The following is a 15,722-nucleotide window of genomic DNA, read 5'->3' on the forward strand; positions in this document are numbered from 1 at the left end:
CGTTTATCTTCTCCGGCTGGAACCTCCACCTCCGCTGCCCGAACGTGTAGAGCCGCCTCCCGTGGAATAACCTCCGCCACCCGAACGTGTGCTGCCCGAAGAGTATGAAGAAGAAGAGCGGGTAGTACTGCTGTTATTACTGTTGTATGAGCGACTGTTGTCTCCGTTGGAATAACTGCGCGTTCTTTCCGTGGAGCTTCCGCGGCTATAAGTCGAGTTATCACTACGGGTGGAGGAACTGCGTATGGCTGTGCCACGCACACCGCTCTCCGTTCCTGAGTACCTCGTGGAATATCCGCGGCTGGTGCTTGTACGCACGCTCTCGGCATTCGATGTTCCCACCGTGGTGCGTGTGCTGCTCGGACGCGTATAAGTAGAACGTCTTGAAGAAGAGGCATCCATCCGATTCGTCGAGATGCCCGAACGGTCATTGGACGAACGCGTTCCTATCACGCGACGTGAAGAACTTTCCTCATTGCGCCTGTTCTGCCAGCCATCGGTTCTCGTACCCCGGCTGCCATAGCTTCTGTGCACCGCACCGGTGCTTCGCGTGCCCGAATAACGGCGATTGGTATAAACGCTTCCACTTTCCCGGCCATAGCTGCCACCCCAATAGCCGCCTCCATGATACCAACCGTTATAATAGGGATGGTAGTGATAGCCCCACCAACCGCCACCGTACCAGCCACTCCAGCCGAAGCTCCAGCCCGGACTGTACCAGCTGTTCCATCCCCAACCATAGTAGGGATAACCGCCCCACCAACCATGGGAATTATATCGCCAATCCCACCATAAACGATTAGTAAAAGTCGGGAAAGCATAGGCATACAAGCCATCGGTATATACATTCCACTCCCATGAATTCAGTCCATACACCACATCCCAATACAGCGGGCTGCTGATACTGATGGCATAACGGGGATTGCGGAAGCGAATGATACGGGTGGCATATTCGTAATCATCTTCCGAACCTTCAAAACGATTGCCGACCCACTCTCCATCCAGTTCCGGGTGTTCTTTTTCTTCAATGTACAGCGTGTCATTCTCCATCACAAAATTATTATTGCGAGAGTCATAACGACGATTGTATTCGTCCACATCACGAACATTACCCTTGCGTTCTTTTACGACAACAGTTGTATTACCCCGTGATGAATATACAGTGGTCGGTGCATCCGACTTTATTACGATCTCTTCCACCGGTTCGGCCACTTTCTTCTCTTGCTTCACCTCCTTCTTTTTTTTAGAAGGAACATAGTAGAGGTCGTCATCTATACTTTGTGCCACCAGTGTCCAAGGGAGGCACAAGGCAAAAAGCGATAAAAAAACAATCTTTTTCATACTCATCTGGTTTATTAATTTAACGTCTATCTATTTCTCCACATTGCAAAGATAATACCGGAATTTCTCCCATACAGCAGATTTCCCCCAAAAAGACATAGGGAATTCCCTAAACACTTGTTCATCGCACTGAATGTGAAAATAATCTATATAAACATACATGCGATTCGCTTACAGAACCGGATTTTTGCCCTATCTTTGCATACAAGAAACAAAGATACACAGAAATAAGTTTGTTTCTTAACATCACATTCCACATTTAACAAACAGCCATATTCCTATGAAATATTTAGAATTTACTTTCCAAACCACCCCATGTACAGAAGTCGTAAACGATGTCCTTTCTGCAGTCTTGGCCGAAGCAGGTTTCGAAAGTTTTGTCGAACAAACCGATGGCATCAATGCCTATATTCAAAAAGCCCTTTACAATGAATCGACTCTGAAGGAAGCTCTCGCAGAGTTTCCCCTACCCGATGTGAATATAGAATATAACTATACGGAAGCAGAAGACCGAAACTGGAATGAGGAGTGGGAAAAGAAATTCTTCCAACCTATTGTTATTGACAATCGCTGCGTTATTCACAGTACTTTTCACAAAGATGTGCCCCAAGCAGAATATGACATTGTCATTAATCCCCAGATGGCTTTCGGTACAGGACATCACGAAACGACCAGTCTCATCATCGGTGAGTTATTGGACAGTGACCTGCAAGAAAAGTCGTTGCTCGACATGGGATGCGGTACTTCTATCCTTGCCATACTGGCACGTATGCGTGGTGCAACTCCTTGCACTGCCATCGACATAGATGAGTGGTGCGTGCGCAACTCCCTCGAGAATATAGAATTGAATCGTGTGGACAACATTGACGTATTTCAAGGAGACGCATCTTCATTGAAAGACAAAGGGCCGTTCGACATCATCATTGCCAATATCAATCGTAACATTTTGTTGAATGACATGAAACATTATGTCAGCCGTATGAATCAAGGAGGAAGCCTCTTGATGAGTGGTTTCTACGCGAATGATATTCCTGTCATACAAGCCGAAGCCGAAAACAACGGATTGCACCTCATACACCATCGCGAGAAGAATCAATGGGCCGTAGTACTGTTCAGAAAAAAATAAAAGAAATATGACATACGCAAAGCACATCTTCACGGAACCAAGCTTGCAGGAAGAGTTTCACATATTTTCGTCGAAAGGAGTAGTTGTAGAGATTAGCATAACTTTTTTGTGCATAAAATCATAGAAAGAGAGTTCTGTTGCCACAATGCTCCGGCTACTCCTGCAGTGTAAGTGCCTGCAACTGCCCTAATGTTCCGTTAAATACATTTAAGTCCACTTCCTCCTCAATGCCGGGAACGGTGCCCACGTCTGTGTGTTGCCAGAACTGCCATTTGCCTTCATAGCGCACGGAATCCACATAATAATGGGCTATCCAATATGGATATGTATTAAAGATGGAGTCGCTGAGATAGCGCTCCTTGAATTTATAAGAAGTGTAAAGGATAGGCCTCACACCATAATGAGATTCGACCCTGTCCAGCCAGATTTTTACAGCCCCTTTAAGTTCCTGGGGAGATTTCTTACCGATAGTTTCCACATCGAGCACTGGAGGCAAATCACCCTTTGTCAATTGCACGGTACGGATAAAAAAATCGGCCTGCTTGCGAGCGTCTGTCTTAGGAATAAAATAATGATAAGCGCCACGGATAAAACCGTGTTTACGTGCTTGCCCGAAGTTTTGCGTAAAAGTATCGTCACCATGATCACCACCTTCGGTAGCCTTAAAAAAAATAAAATGAATAGGATATTCGGCCTCCTTGTTGCGCGATAACTTTTCCCAGTCTATCCTCCCTTGATAGTGAGAGATATCCAGACCATGTACCTCATAATCGCAAGGCATACATACGCCATATCCTTTCCGCCCATGGCATGGCTTCCAACGATAGGCATAAGGACGGATAAAAAAGTAATAGAATCCGGAAGCAAAAACAAAAATGATGCAGACAGCCCAAAGATTGCGCAACCATGCAGACATGGTATGAGACTGCATTTTCTTTTTTCCCTTCGAAGAAAGGCGACGACGAGAGCCAGCAGTCTTATGCCGGGATTTGGCAGATGTAGTCTTGGTTGCCATGCGTGAGTAAGTAAGAAGAATGGATATGTCAAAAAAGAGGTTATCGCTTTTGTTATAATAAAATTAGGCACGGATTCCACAAATTAGCACGTTATTGATGAACTAATCCACGTAATCCGCGCCTAAAATATAGTCAGAAAGACGTTTTTGACACGACCTTATGCTTTATTATAACTTAATTGAACCGACAAATCATTTCGATTGCTCCAATTGCAACGTCTTGGTCGGTTGGTCACAAACTTCTGTCGGTCCGAAATACTGGATAGGACCCGGATATACATAGTCTGTTTCAGTAGCCCAACGATCACGTTTGGCAGCAAATGTCTTGAAAGGAGCATCATCCAGCTTTACCAAAGCTTTCTGGATAACCGGTTTCATTTCACCGTGACGACGTTCCATATTCATCATCATTGTAATGGGCACACCGCCTGCAATCCATCCGTCGGCAGGAGCAGTTGTATTGCGTACTGAAGACATGTAGCCAGTCTTTCCGTTGGCAATCAGTGCAGAAGCAGCATAACCCAATGAGTAACAGTAGTCAGCGTCAAAGTTAGACGGAGCAGCGCAACGTCCCTCATAGCCAAAGAAGTGGTGTTGAGCAGCAAACTTACCTACGAACTTACCTTCCTCTTTCCATTGGGCCAACTTTGTACCCACCATCTCTGACAGCAGTTTTTCCGTTTCAATCAAAGACACCTGTACGTTTCCGTGCGGGTCGCGGTCTAAAGATAACTGACGTGCCACACCTTCGGGAAGACTTGCATAAATAGCAGCATTTTCCGAAGACAGTTTGCGGATTATATAATCGCGTTGGTGAGATTTTTTAATCTGAGCAAACTCTTCAGCATTGGCAGCAAGGAAGTCGTTTAGTTCTGCAATAAGGCTCTTCATGGCCGGGATAAACTCAACCAAACCTTCGGGAATAAGAACCGTACCGAAGTTATTGCCTTGAGCGGCACGGCTGGCAACTACTTGGGCAATGCCGGTCACGATGTCATCCAAAGACATATTCTTAGCCTCAACCTCTTCAGAGATAATGCAGACATTGGGCTGTACCTGCAAAGCACATTCCAAAGCGATATGAGAAGCAGAACGACCCATCAACTTAATGAAGTGCCAGTACTTACGAGCAGAGTTACAGTCGCGTTGAATATTACCAATAACTTCCGAATAAGTTTTGCAGGCAGTATCAAAACCGAAAGAAGTTTCAATCATGTCATTTTTCAAGTCGCCGTCAATGGTCTTCGGACAACCAATCACCTGCACTCCATACTTCTTGGCTGCATAATATTCAGCCAAAACACAAGCGTTCGTATTGGAGTCGTCACCACCAATGATAACCAGAGCTTTGATATCAAGCTTTTTCAGGATTTCATAGCCTTTTTCAAATTGCTCTTCTTTTTCCAGTTTAGTACGGCCTGAACCGATAATATCAAAACCGCCTGTATTACGATATTCATCAACAATATCAGCAGTCAGTTCCATGTAGTTGTGGTCTACCAAACCTCCGGGACCAAGAATGAATCCGTACAATTTGCTGTCTTTATTCAACTTCTTGATGCCATCGAATATACCGGAAATTACATTGTGACCACCGGGAGCCTGACCTCCGGAAAGGATAACACCCACATTCATGGCAGGAAAGTCAGTCGCTTCATCAGTAGCCTCAAACTTAATCAAAGGCATTCCATACGTATTAGGAAACAGTTTCTTGATTTCTTCCTGATCTGCTACCGACTGAGTAGCTGCTCCAGCGGCAGCCTTAACAGTTCCTTTCAGCGCTTTCGGAAGTTTAGGCTGGTAAGCAGCCCTTGCAATTTGCAATGCACTTTTAGTCATTTTGTTTATTGTATTTAAAGGTGTAAATAAAGTCCTGTTTTAAAAAACATTGCAAATTTCGTTCTTTTTCAGTAGATATGCAAACAGGAAACCAAAATTAATGCATAAAATGACATTAACAGCTTCTTATTCAAAAATAATAAGACAAAAAAGGTTTGTTAGTCGATTTATTGTAATACCTTTGTCGCAAAGTTTGAGTAATGAGTCATTATCGCACGGTTCTTCTTGTAATATGTATACCCCAGATGTGTAAGTTTATGCTTATACAAGTGTAAAACCGGAAAATCTTAAGGCTGCAATCATAAATACCAATAAGCCATTCAAACATCTTCCATGTATCATCCATAAGGTTCTCTAGCGAGAGATGGATTCCCGGAATAATTATTTTTTATCTGCATTATTCAATGTTTTTTAATTTATAAATACTATATTTGCAAAACAGAAGCCAATGTAAAGCATGGTTATCTGTAAAACTATTATTATTCATTTAAAACTTAAAGATTATGGCAAGTAGAAGAAATTTAAAGAAAAACATCAATTATATCGCTGGCGAACTCTTTGCAGAATGTTTAGTAAACGGATTGTATGTGCCCGGCACTGATAAAAAGAAGACGGATGATTTAATGGCTGAAATATTAAAAATGCAAGACGAATTCATTAGCCGCATCAGTCACTCCGAACCGGGAAACACTAAAGGTTTCTACAAAAAGCTGCATGCCGACTTCAACGCAAAAGTCGGCGAAATTATTGATGCAATGGGCAAACTTAAATAAGATGAAGAAAGCTTTCTATCGTTTTATTTATTACCGCCTTCTAGGTTGGAAAACCAACGTAACGGTGACGAACTATGACAAGTGCGTAATCTGTGCAGCACCTCATACATCCAATTGGGATTTATTTATCGGTAAATTATTTTATGGAGCCATTGGTCGTAAGACCAGTTTCATGATGAAGAAAGAATGGTTCTTTTTCCCTTTAGGACTGATATTCAAAGCTGTTGGAGGTATCCCTGTAAACCGTGGACATAAGTCTTCTTTGGTAGACCAAATGGCCGAGAAGTTTGCCACCAGCACGCACTTTCATTTGGCCATCACTCCCGAAGGAACACGTAAGGCCAACTCTAATTGGAAAAAAGGTTTCTATTATATAGCACTTAAAGCACAAGTGCCTATTTTACTAATCGGGATAGACTATCCTTCAAAAACCATTTCATGCACCAAGGCAATCATGCCTACCGGAGATATTGAGAAGGACATGCGCGAAATAAAGCTTTATTTTAAAACCTACAGAGGCAAACATCCCGAAAATTTTGATATAGGAGCAATTTAAATAACCAAAGTAAATACCATGCGAGTCAGTATTATACAAACAGATATCGTTTGGGAAAATAAACAAGAAAATCTCTGTCGTATCCGTGAAAAGCTGGAAACTCTTCGCGGAGCGACGGAGATTGTTGTTTTACCGGAAACGTTCTCCACAGGATTCAGCATGGATACCGCCCGTTTGGCCGAACCGATAACAGGTGAAACCATCACGACCCTACGCCAATGGGCCAAAGAATTCCGGTTTGCCATTACAGGTAGCTTCATTGCCACCGGCGAAACCTCATCCGGCAGAGCCACCTCTTATCATAACCGCTCTTTCTTCCTCACTCCTGAGGGGAACGACTATTATTACGACAAACGCCACCTCTTCCGGATGGGGAGCGAAACCAAGCACTTTGGTGCCGGAGACAAGCGTCTCATCATCTCTTATTGCGGCTGGAATATTCTGTTGCTCGTGTGTTACGACCTGCGATTCCCCGTGTGGAGCCGCAATGTGAAAAACGAATATGATTTGGTGATATACGTTGCCAATTGGCCGGCTTCCCGCCGGAAAGCTTGGGATACCCTGTTGCAAGCCCGTGCAATAGAAAACATGAGTTACGCATGTGGGGTAAACCGCATAGGCTCGGACAATCATGGATTGCCGCATAATGGAGGCAGTGCAGTCTTCTCGCCCAAAGGAGAGTTACTGACAAACATTCCCGACAACGAGGAAAGGATTGCTACCATAACACTCAACCTTTCTGATCTAAGAGAATTCAGATCAAAATTTCCTGCATGGAAAGATGCAGATTCATTTCAATTCATATAAAACCATATCACTATGAAAAAAACTAAATTCAAGCATTGCATAACCGGCAAATCATTGCTCTTCTTGTTTATCTTATTCATCGCCGGTATCATCTCTTCTTGTGGCACAGACAGGAAAGACATTATTCCTTCTGCCGAGTATGCTCCTTATATCAATGCGTACACGGGAGGAGTTATTTCACAAAATTCCAGCATACGCATTGAGCTTACGCAAGATCAGCCAATGGTAGATCTGAATAATGAGTTGAAGAAAAATCCTTTTAGTTTTTCTCCATCCTTAAAAGGCAAAGCATATTGGATAAACAACAATACCATTGAGTTTGTCCCTGAAGAGCGAAGCCTAAAGCCGGGAAAACTTTATGAAGGAACTTTCCGATTAGGAGAGTTCGTGAATGTAGATAGTCATCTCAAAGAGTTCAATTTCTCGTTCCGGGTGCAAGAACGCAATTTCGCGATACATACGGATCCGATTACCGTTACAGCCACACAACCTGACCTGGTGACAATAAAAGGGGAGTTGCGCTTCAGTGATATCATGAAGAAAGAAGAAGCAGAGAAGATTCTATCCATCAGTGCAGACAAAGGACAAAGCTTTCCTGTAACCATTACTGCAACGGACAACCCCACCCTATACCTATTCGAGATTAACAATATCCCGAGAGGAACCGAAGACTATCAATTAAGCCTGAAAGCTGAAGGGAGTTCCGCCGGTATAGACCAACATACGGAAAAAAAGATTCTGATTCCGGCAAAAGACAGTTTCTGTTTTCTTTCGGCCGAACGTATAGAACAACCTGAAAATGGTATTGAAATCGTATTCTCAGAACCAATCTCTACCAATCAAGACTTAAAAGGACTGATTGAAATACCCGAAGTTCCAAATTCTATTTTCCAAGTAAAAGACAACAGGGTATACCTCTATTTTGAATCCAACCAATTGGATAAAGTAACCTTAAAAATACACGAAGGAGTAAAAGACTACAATGAGAAGCCGCTCGGCACTCCCCAATCCATCTCTTTCAGTGAACTTAATTTGAAACCGCAAGTGGAAATGGCAACTTCTGCCGCCATATTACCGGACTCCAAAAGTCAAGTCATTCCATTCAGAGCCGTTAATCTCTACGCGGTAGATCTAAATGTGGTTCGCGTTTTCGAGAAAAACATACTGATGTTTATGCAAACAAACACCCTCTCATCCGCCAATGAGCTACGCCGTTCCGGAAGATTGATATACCGCAAAACCCTTTGGCTGAGCAAAGACAATACAAAAGACATACATCGCTGGGGAGATTATTCCATAGATCTGGCGGGATTGATAAGGCAGGAGCCGGGAGCCATCTACCGTGTCATTCTTTCATTCCGCCAGGAGTATTCGGCATACCCCTGCGGAGGAACAGAAAACAAAAACATGCAGTTTGCCGATAACTCCACTTCAGAAAAGCTGACCAAAATCAGTGATAATACTATTTCAGAATCCGAAGAAGCAAATTGGGATGTTCCGCAAAGTTATTTCTACTATAATGGAGGCATAGAAATAGATTGGGCACAATATAACTGGCAAGAGCGTGACAATCCATGCCACCCATCTTATTACATGGATTCTGACAGAGCAGCATCCTGCAACGTATTGGCTTCCGATCTGGGAATGATTGTGAAGAAGAACTCTTTAAACAAACTATGGATTACAACAAACAACATTCTGGATACCAATCCGGTAAGCAAAGCCAAGCTAACAGTTTATAATTTCCAGTTACAACTCATCGGAACCGGTGAGACAAACAGCGAAGGATTTGCTGAAATCACTCCCAAAGGTGCCCCCTTTATCGTGGTAGCCGAGTCGGAAGAACAAAAAGCATATGTCCGCATAGCCGATGGTGAAGAGCAGTCGGTCAGCCGGTTCGACGTAGGCGGCAAAGAGATACAAAAGGGATTGAAAGGATATGTATATGGTGAAAGAGGTGTCTGGAGACCGGGAGATACCCTGCACATCGCTTTCATCCTGGAAGACCGGGAAAAAAGAATTCCCGACAAACACCCGGTGTCACTTGAATTATACAATCCAAGAGGACAATTCTATACAAAGCCCATCTCTACAGAAGGCACAAACGGGTTCTATACCTTCCATATACCTACACAAATGGCAGACCCGACCGGTCTTTGGAATGCATATGTCAAAGTAGGTGGCACAGCATTTCATAAAAGTATCCGAATAGAAACCGTAAAACCAAACCGTCTGAAAATTAATATGAGACTACCACAGGTTTTGCAAGCATCGGCCAAAGAAATACCGGTCACACTGTCTTCCACATGGCTGACCGGAGCCACTGCCTCACAATTGAAAACCACAGTAGAAATGTCTTTATCGAAAGTAAACACTCAATTCAAGAACTACGGACAATACATTTTCAATAACCCCGCAACGGAATTTACGACCATCAAGACCGAGACGCTCAATGGGACGCTGAACAATGAAGGAAGAACTTCGTTCATGCTGAAACTCCCGAATGCCGCCAATGCACCGGGCATGCTGAACGCTACACTGACCACCCGTGTATTCGAGCCGGGAGGAGATGCCAGCATTTTCACTCAAAACGTACCATTCTCTCCATTCACTTCCTATGTCGGCATCAACCTGAATCAACCCAAAGGGAAGCATATTGAGACAGACAAGGAACATACCTTCGACATTGTGACTGTAGACTCCAAAGGGCAACCGATAAGCCGTTCCAACCTGGAGTATAAAATATATAAGGTAGACTGGAGCTGGTGGTGGGAAAACCAAGAAGAATCTTTCGGCACTTATATTAATAGCAGCTCCATCAAGCCGGTAGCCGGCGGAACTCTGCAAACCTACGGTGGAAAAACGAATTTCAAATTCCGGATCGATTATCCCGACTGGGGACGATATCTGGTATATGTAAAGGACAAAGAGAGCGGTCATGCTACCGGAGGTACCGTCTATATCGACTGGCCGGAATGGCGCGGGCGTTCCGGCAAAACCGATCCGAGCGGCATCAAAATGCTGACCTTCTCATTAGACAAGGATGCTTACGAGATAGGAGAAACAGCAACAGCAGTGATCCCTGCTGCGGCGGGAGGACGGGCATTGGTGTCATTAGAAAACGGAAGCACGCTGCTAAAACGTGAATGGATTGAGATAGACAGCCGGAAAGACGCCAAATATTCATTCAAAATAACGCCTGAAATGGCTCCGAATGTTTATCTGCATATCAGTTTGCTACAACCTCATGCACAGACTGTAAATGATTTGCCGATACGTATGTATGGCATCGCTCCGGTATCGGTGACGAACAAGGAAACCATTTTACAGCCTCAAATCAACATGCCTGAAGTATTGCGCCCCGAAACGGATTTCCAAATCACCGTCAAGGAAAAGAACGGCAAGCCCATGACCTATACATTAGCCATTGTAGACGATGGCTTGCTCGACCTCACTAATTTCAAGACTCCCGATCCGTGGAATGAATTTTATGCCCGTGAAGCTTTAGGAATTCGTACGTGGGATATGTATGATGATGTATTGGGAGCTTCTGCCGGACGATACCCCTCTTTATTCAGTACCGGAGGCGATGAAATGCTTAAGCCTGCAGAAGCCAAAGCCAACCGGTTCAAACCGGTAGTGAAGTTTATCGGGCCGTTCCATATAGGTAAAGGCAAGCAACAGACGCACACGTTGAAACTGCCCATGTATGTAGGTTCTGTACGTACTATGGTAATAGCAGGGCAAGACGGAGCTTATGGTAAAGCTGAAAAAACCTCTTTTGTACGCACACCGTTGATGTTACTCTCCACACTTCCTCGTGTGTTGAGCACACAAGAGGAAATATACGTTCCGGTCAATGTCTTTGCCATGGAAAAAGGGATAAAGGATGTAACGGTATCCATTCAGGCTTCCGGCGGAGGAGTGCAAGTAACAGGCAGTCCGCAACAATCCGCCACTTTCCATCAGCCGGGCGACCAACTTGTGTTCTTCAAAGTGAAAACCGGTGACCAAACAGGAAAAACGACCATCGACCTGACTGCCCGTGGAGGAGGGCAACAAACAAAAGAAACCATAGAAATAGAAGTGCGCAACCCCAATCCGACCGTAACGCTTCGCAACAGCCAATGGATAGAAGCAGGCCAAAGCGCAACCCTCCCCTATACGCTACAAGGAGCAACACCCGCAGACGGCCATCTGCAACTGGAAGTGTCGCGCATTCCTTCAGTAGACATAAGCCGGCGCTTCGATTTCCTTTATAACTATCAGCACAACTGCACGGAACAGTTGGCATCCAAAGCACTGCCGTTGTTATTTATCGGTCAGTTCAAGGCCATAGACGAAAAAGAAAACGAGAAAATAAAGACGAACGTTCAAGAAGCTATCAAGCAACTTTATGCACGCCAGCTGCTCAACGGAGGTCTGGTTTATTGGCCGGGGAATGCCGTTGCCGATGAGTGGGTTACCTCCTATGCCGGTATGTTCCTTGTTCTGGCTCAGGAAAAAGGATATGCCGTCAACAAAAACGTGTTGAACAAATGGAAGCGTTTCCAGCGTTCGGCTGCCCAGAATTGGCGAATGCCGCAGCAAGACAATGATTGGCGGCAATGGCAAAGCGGATTGCAACAAGCATTCAGGCTTTATACGCTGGCTCTGGCCGGTGCGCCGGAATATGGTGCCATGAACCGGATGAAGGAGCAACCGGGATTATCCATGCAAGCCAAATGGAGGTTGGCGGCAGCTTATGCGCTGACCGGAAAACCAAAGCCTGCCGGAGAGTTGGTATTCAATATAAATACAACGGTCTCTCCCTACTCTTCACAAAACTTCGTCTATGGTTCTTCAGACCGGGATGAGGCGATGATTCTGGAAACCTTGCTCTTGATGAATCGTGAGCAAGCCGCTCTGCAACAAGCCAAAGTCGTTTCACAGAACCTGGCACAAGAGAATCGGTTCAACACCCAATCCACCGCTTTTGCCTTAATGGCCATGGGACGTTTGGCCGAACAGCTGTCCGGTACGCTGGATTTCAATTGGAGTTGGAATGGCCGTCAACAACCGGAAGTAAAATCAGCCAAAGCCGTATTCGGAAAAGAGTTGTCTATTACTCCCCGTACAGGCAGTGTCACGCTGAAGAATCAAGGAAAAGGCAGTATAAATGCAGATCTCATCACACGCATACGATTGCAGAATGATACCCTGCCTGCAATGAGCAACAATCTTCACCTTGAGGTGAAATACACTGATATGGGCGGTTCTCCCATCTCCATCGAGAACATCAGGCAGGGCACGGACTTCATGGCTGTCATTACAATAAGCAATATCGGGGTCGCATCCGATTACAGCAATTTGGCATTGACACACATATTGCCGTCGGGTTGGGAAATCTACAACAACCGGATGAATTCATCTCCTGAAATGAATTCGACCCACAGCTATAGCTATCAAGATATTCGGGACGACCGTGTATTGACATACTTCGACCTGGCACGCGGCGAACAGAAAACCTTCACTGTAAGATTGCAGGCCACGTATGCAGGTGATTTCATTCTGCCGGCTATCCAATGCGAAGCGATGTACGATGTTTCAGCGCAAGCACGAACAAAGGCGGGCAGAACCACAGTCAGCCGATAAGCAGCGTTCATGAGGCCTAAAATCATAGGACATCTTAAACAGTTATCCGTCACCCGAAAGGCAATGCTTATTGTTATTGTCTTTCTGGTGACAGGATATATATTCTGCTTACCGGGACAACTGTTTCAAGTGCCTTATTCCACCGTCGTTGCCGATCGTCACGGAGCATTGCTGGGAGCACGCATCGCTTCCGACGGACAGTGGCGCTTCCCTCCTCGCACCACAATTCCGGACAAAATGAAGCAATGCCTCATTATGTTCGAGGATAAGCATTTCTATCACCACTGGGGTGTCAACCCGTTATCCATCGGCAGAGCCATCCGGCAGAACTTGAAAAACAAGCACATCGTGAGCGGAGGCAGCACACTGACCATGCAAACCATCAGGTTGGCAAGAAACAAGCCCCGAACTTTCAAAGAAAAGTTCATCGAAATGATTTTAGCCACACGGCTTGAATTTCGCGCTTCGAAAGAGGAAATACTATCCATGTATATTTCCCATGCCCCTTTCGGTGGAAATGTAGTAGGGCTGGATGCTGCTACTTGGCGCTACTTCGGACATCCGGCAGAAGAACTTTCATGGGCCGAAGCTGCCATGCTGGCAGTACTTCCCAATACACCCTCTATGATTCACTTGTCCAAAGGACGTGATGCTTTGCTCAACAAGCGTAACAGACTTCTGAAACAGCTTCGCGAAAAGGAAATTATCGACGAGTCCACCTATGAATTGGCCATCAGCGAACCTCTACCCGACAAGCCCCATCCTCTCCCGCAGATTGCTCCACATCTGGTGAGTAAGCTTTATCAGGAAAAGAATGGTGAGTACTCCGTTTCTACGCTCGACAAAGACCTGCAAATCCAAATAGAAGAGCTGGCTGAACGCTGGAGCAATGAATTCGGACGAAGTGACATACGCAATCTTGCCATCTTAGTGATTGACATACGGACCAACCAAGTGGCGGCCTACTGCGGCAATGTGCATTTCGGACGGAAACAGGCGGGCAATCAGGTGGATGTGATACAAGCTCCAAGAAGCACCGGCAGTATTCTGAAGCCTTTTCTTTATTATGCCATGCTTCAGGAAGGCAGCCTACTGCCACACATGCTGCTGCCGGACATCCCTATCAACATCAACGGATTTACCCCTCAAAATTTCAATATGCAGTTTGAGGGAGGTGTGCCTGCGTCCGAAGCCCTGGCACGCTCGCTCAATATACCTGCGGTGACAATGTTGCAACGGCATGGAGTAGCCAAATTCCACCATTTCCTGCGACAAATAGGTTTACGGACCATAAACCGTCCGGCATCTCATTACGGTTTATCCCTCATCTTAGGCGGTGCAGAAGCAACCCTATGGGATGTGACAAGTGCGTATGCCAATATGGGACGCAGCCTGCTGAAACTCCCTCAAGCCCCATGTGTCACGTTGTTGGCGGATACGGCGTCTATCCATGCTTCAACGGGCAATGATATACAAAGAGCGGATCAATTTCAGGCAGGTGCGGTATGGCAGACGTTCGATGCCTTGATTGAAGTCAACCGTCCGGAAGAAATAGACTGGAAGTCCATTCCTTCCATGCATCCCGTTGCCTGGAAAACAGGTACAAGCTATGGCTTTCGTGATGCTTGGGCCGTAGGAGTCACTCCACGCTATGCCGTAGGAGTATGGGTGGGAAATGCAAGCGGCGAAGGAAAACCCGGTCTTGTAGGCGCACGAACGGCAGGGCCGGTTTTATTCGACTTGTTCAACCTGCTTCCCTCTTCCCCCCAATGGTTCGAACAACCTGTCGGCGTGTTCACGGAAGCAGAGATATGTCGCCGGTCCGGACACCTGAAAAGCAGATTCTGCGAAGAGACGGACACCATGCTCATCCTTCCTGCCGGACTGAGAACCGAAGCTTGCCCCTATCACCATCTCGTAGCCTTATCGGCATACGGCACACACCGCGTATACGAGAATAGCATTCACACGGGAGCCATCCGGCATCAATCGTGGTTCACCCTTCCGCCCGTATGGGAATGGTATTATAAACAGCATCACCCGGAGTACACTCCCCTTCCGCCTTTCGAACCCGGCTCCGGAGAAGACGCATTGCAATCCATGCAGTTTATTTATCCTCCCATGAATGCCCGTATCATCTTACCCAAACAATTGGATGGAAGCAAAGGATTCGTAACCGTTGAACTGGCTCACAACAACCCCAATACAACCATTTTCTGGCATCTTGACGAAAACTACCTGACGCAGACACAGGATTTTCATAAAATATCCCTGCAACCCACACCCGGTAAACACTCTCTCACAGCGGTGGATAGTGAAGGTAATACTATATCTACCACATTCTTCATAGCAACCCCTTAAACCGACGGACAACGCACCGGATATGTAAATAAAATTATACGCGCTTTTATTACAACGAGCAAAAACCGGCATCCCTCGCCAGAACATCTTCTGACAAGGGGGTATCTAAGTATACGACTGAGGTACCCTAAGTATACGACTTAGCCCCCTTAAGTATATGACTGAGGTATCCTAAGTATGAGACCGATCTTATTCTTCCTTTTTCCAGCTATTGCCATAAGCCAAAAGAAGTAATTATTTTTCGATATCAGGAGAAGCCTAAATCCAATC

The 15,722-nt window shown here is 45.5% G+C and carries 9 protein-coding genes; 6 read left to right on the plus strand and 3 right to left on the minus strand.

The genetic code is table 11. The features are described from left to right. Nucleotides 1–3: 3 nt before the first annotated feature. Nucleotides 4–1,341, minus strand: a complete 1,338-nt coding sequence (locus C3V43_RS05000) for a hypothetical protein (RefSeq protein ID WP_106070471.1) — start codon at nt 1,339–1,341, stop codon at nt 4–6. A gap of 280 nt (nt 1,342–1,621) precedes the next feature. Between C3V43_RS05000 and prmA the strand changes: the two genes are divergently transcribed. Next, nucleotides 1,622–2,467, plus strand: coding sequence for a 50S ribosomal protein L11 methyltransferase (gene prmA, locus C3V43_RS05010; protein ID WP_106068856.1), 846 nt, complete (start codon nt 1,622–1,624; stop codon nt 2,465–2,467). 154 nt (nt 2,468–2,621) lie between these two features. Here prmA and C3V43_RS05015 read toward each other — a convergent pair whose 3' ends face one another. Further along, the gene (locus tag C3V43_RS05015) at nt 2,622–3,482 is read right to left on the minus strand and encodes a glycoside hydrolase family 25 protein (protein ID WP_106068857.1); all 861 of its coding nucleotides are present in this window, start codon (nt 3,480–3,482) and stop codon (nt 2,622–2,624) included. Between the two features lie 192 nt (nt 3,483–3,674). Then, a complete protein-coding gene (locus C3V43_RS05020) occupies nt 3,675–5,321 on the minus strand; it encodes a diphosphate--fructose-6-phosphate 1-phosphotransferase (protein ID WP_106068858.1) in 1,647 nt (548 codons plus the stop codon). A 503-nt stretch (nt 5,322–5,824) separates the two neighbouring features. On the opposite strand from C3V43_RS05020, the gene C3V43_RS05025 reads away from it, so the two are divergent. The 5 genes from C3V43_RS05025 to pbpC are packed head-to-tail and all read left to right on the plus strand — an operon-like array spanning nt 5,825 to nt 15,452. Beyond that, nucleotides 5,825–6,094, plus strand: coding sequence for a hypothetical protein (locus C3V43_RS05025; protein ID WP_106068859.1), 270 nt, complete (start codon nt 5,825–5,827; stop codon nt 6,092–6,094). A gap of 1 nt (nt 6,095) precedes the next feature. Next, a complete protein-coding gene (locus C3V43_RS05030) occupies nt 6,096–6,650 on the plus strand; it encodes a 1-acyl-sn-glycerol-3-phosphate acyltransferase (RefSeq protein ID WP_106068860.1) in 555 nt (184 codons plus the stop codon). Nucleotides 6,651–6,668: 18 nt separating this feature from the next. Continuing rightward, nucleotides 6,669–7,457 (plus strand): amidohydrolase, encoded by a 789-nt coding sequence (locus tag C3V43_RS05035; RefSeq protein ID WP_106068861.1) that lies wholly within the window; start codon nt 6,669–6,671, stop codon nt 7,455–7,457. 12 nt (nt 7,458–7,469) lie between these two features. Beyond that, a complete protein-coding gene (locus C3V43_RS05040; protein ID WP_106068862.1) occupies nt 7,470–13,091 on the plus strand; it encodes an alpha-2-macroglobulin family protein in 5,622 nt (1,873 codons plus the stop codon). 9 nt (nt 13,092–13,100) lie between these two features. Next, entirely contained in the window at nt 13,101–15,452 is a 2,352-nt protein-coding gene (pbpC, locus tag C3V43_RS05045; protein ID WP_106068863.1) for a penicillin-binding protein 1C, read from the plus strand. The last annotated feature ends 270 nt before the right edge of the window (nt 15,453–15,722 follow it).

It is taken from the genome of Prevotella heparinolytica, assembly GCF_002998535.1.
Lineage (GTDB): Bacteria > Bacteroidota > Bacteroidia > Bacteroidales > Bacteroidaceae > Bacteroides > Bacteroides heparinolyticus.

Excerpts from the sequence above, each read along its gene's own strand:
- C3V43_RS05000 (WP_106070471.1), bottom strand. The coding sequence starts at position 1,341 with ATGAAAAAGATTGTTTTTTTATCGCTTTTTGCCTTGTGCCTCCCTTGG.
- prmA (WP_106068856.1), top strand. The coding sequence starts at position 1,622 with ATGAAATATTTAGAATTTACTTTCCAAACCACCCCATGTACAGAAGTC.
- C3V43_RS05030 (WP_106068860.1), top strand. The coding sequence starts at position 6,096 with ATGAAGAAAGCTTTCTATCGTTTTATTTATTACCGCCTTCTAGGTTGG.
- C3V43_RS05020 (WP_106068858.1), bottom strand. The coding sequence starts at position 5,321 with ATGACTAAAAGTGCATTGCAAATTGCAAGGGCTGCTTACCAGCCTAAA.
- C3V43_RS05035 (WP_106068861.1), top strand. The coding sequence starts at position 6,669 with ATGCGAGTCAGTATTATACAAACAGATATCGTTTGGGAAAATAAACAA.
- pbpC (WP_106068863.1), top strand. The coding sequence starts at position 13,101 with ATGAGGCCTAAAATCATAGGACATCTTAAACAGTTATCCGTCACCCGA.
- C3V43_RS05040 (WP_106068862.1), top strand. The coding sequence starts at position 7,470 with ATGAAAAAAACTAAATTCAAGCATTGCATAACCGGCAAATCATTGCTC.
- C3V43_RS05025 (WP_106068859.1), top strand. The coding sequence starts at position 5,825 with ATGGCAAGTAGAAGAAATTTAAAGAAAAACATCAATTATATCGCTGGC.
- C3V43_RS05015 (WP_106068857.1), bottom strand. The coding sequence starts at position 3,482 with ATGGCAACCAAGACTACATCTGCCAAATCCCGGCATAAGACTGCTGGC.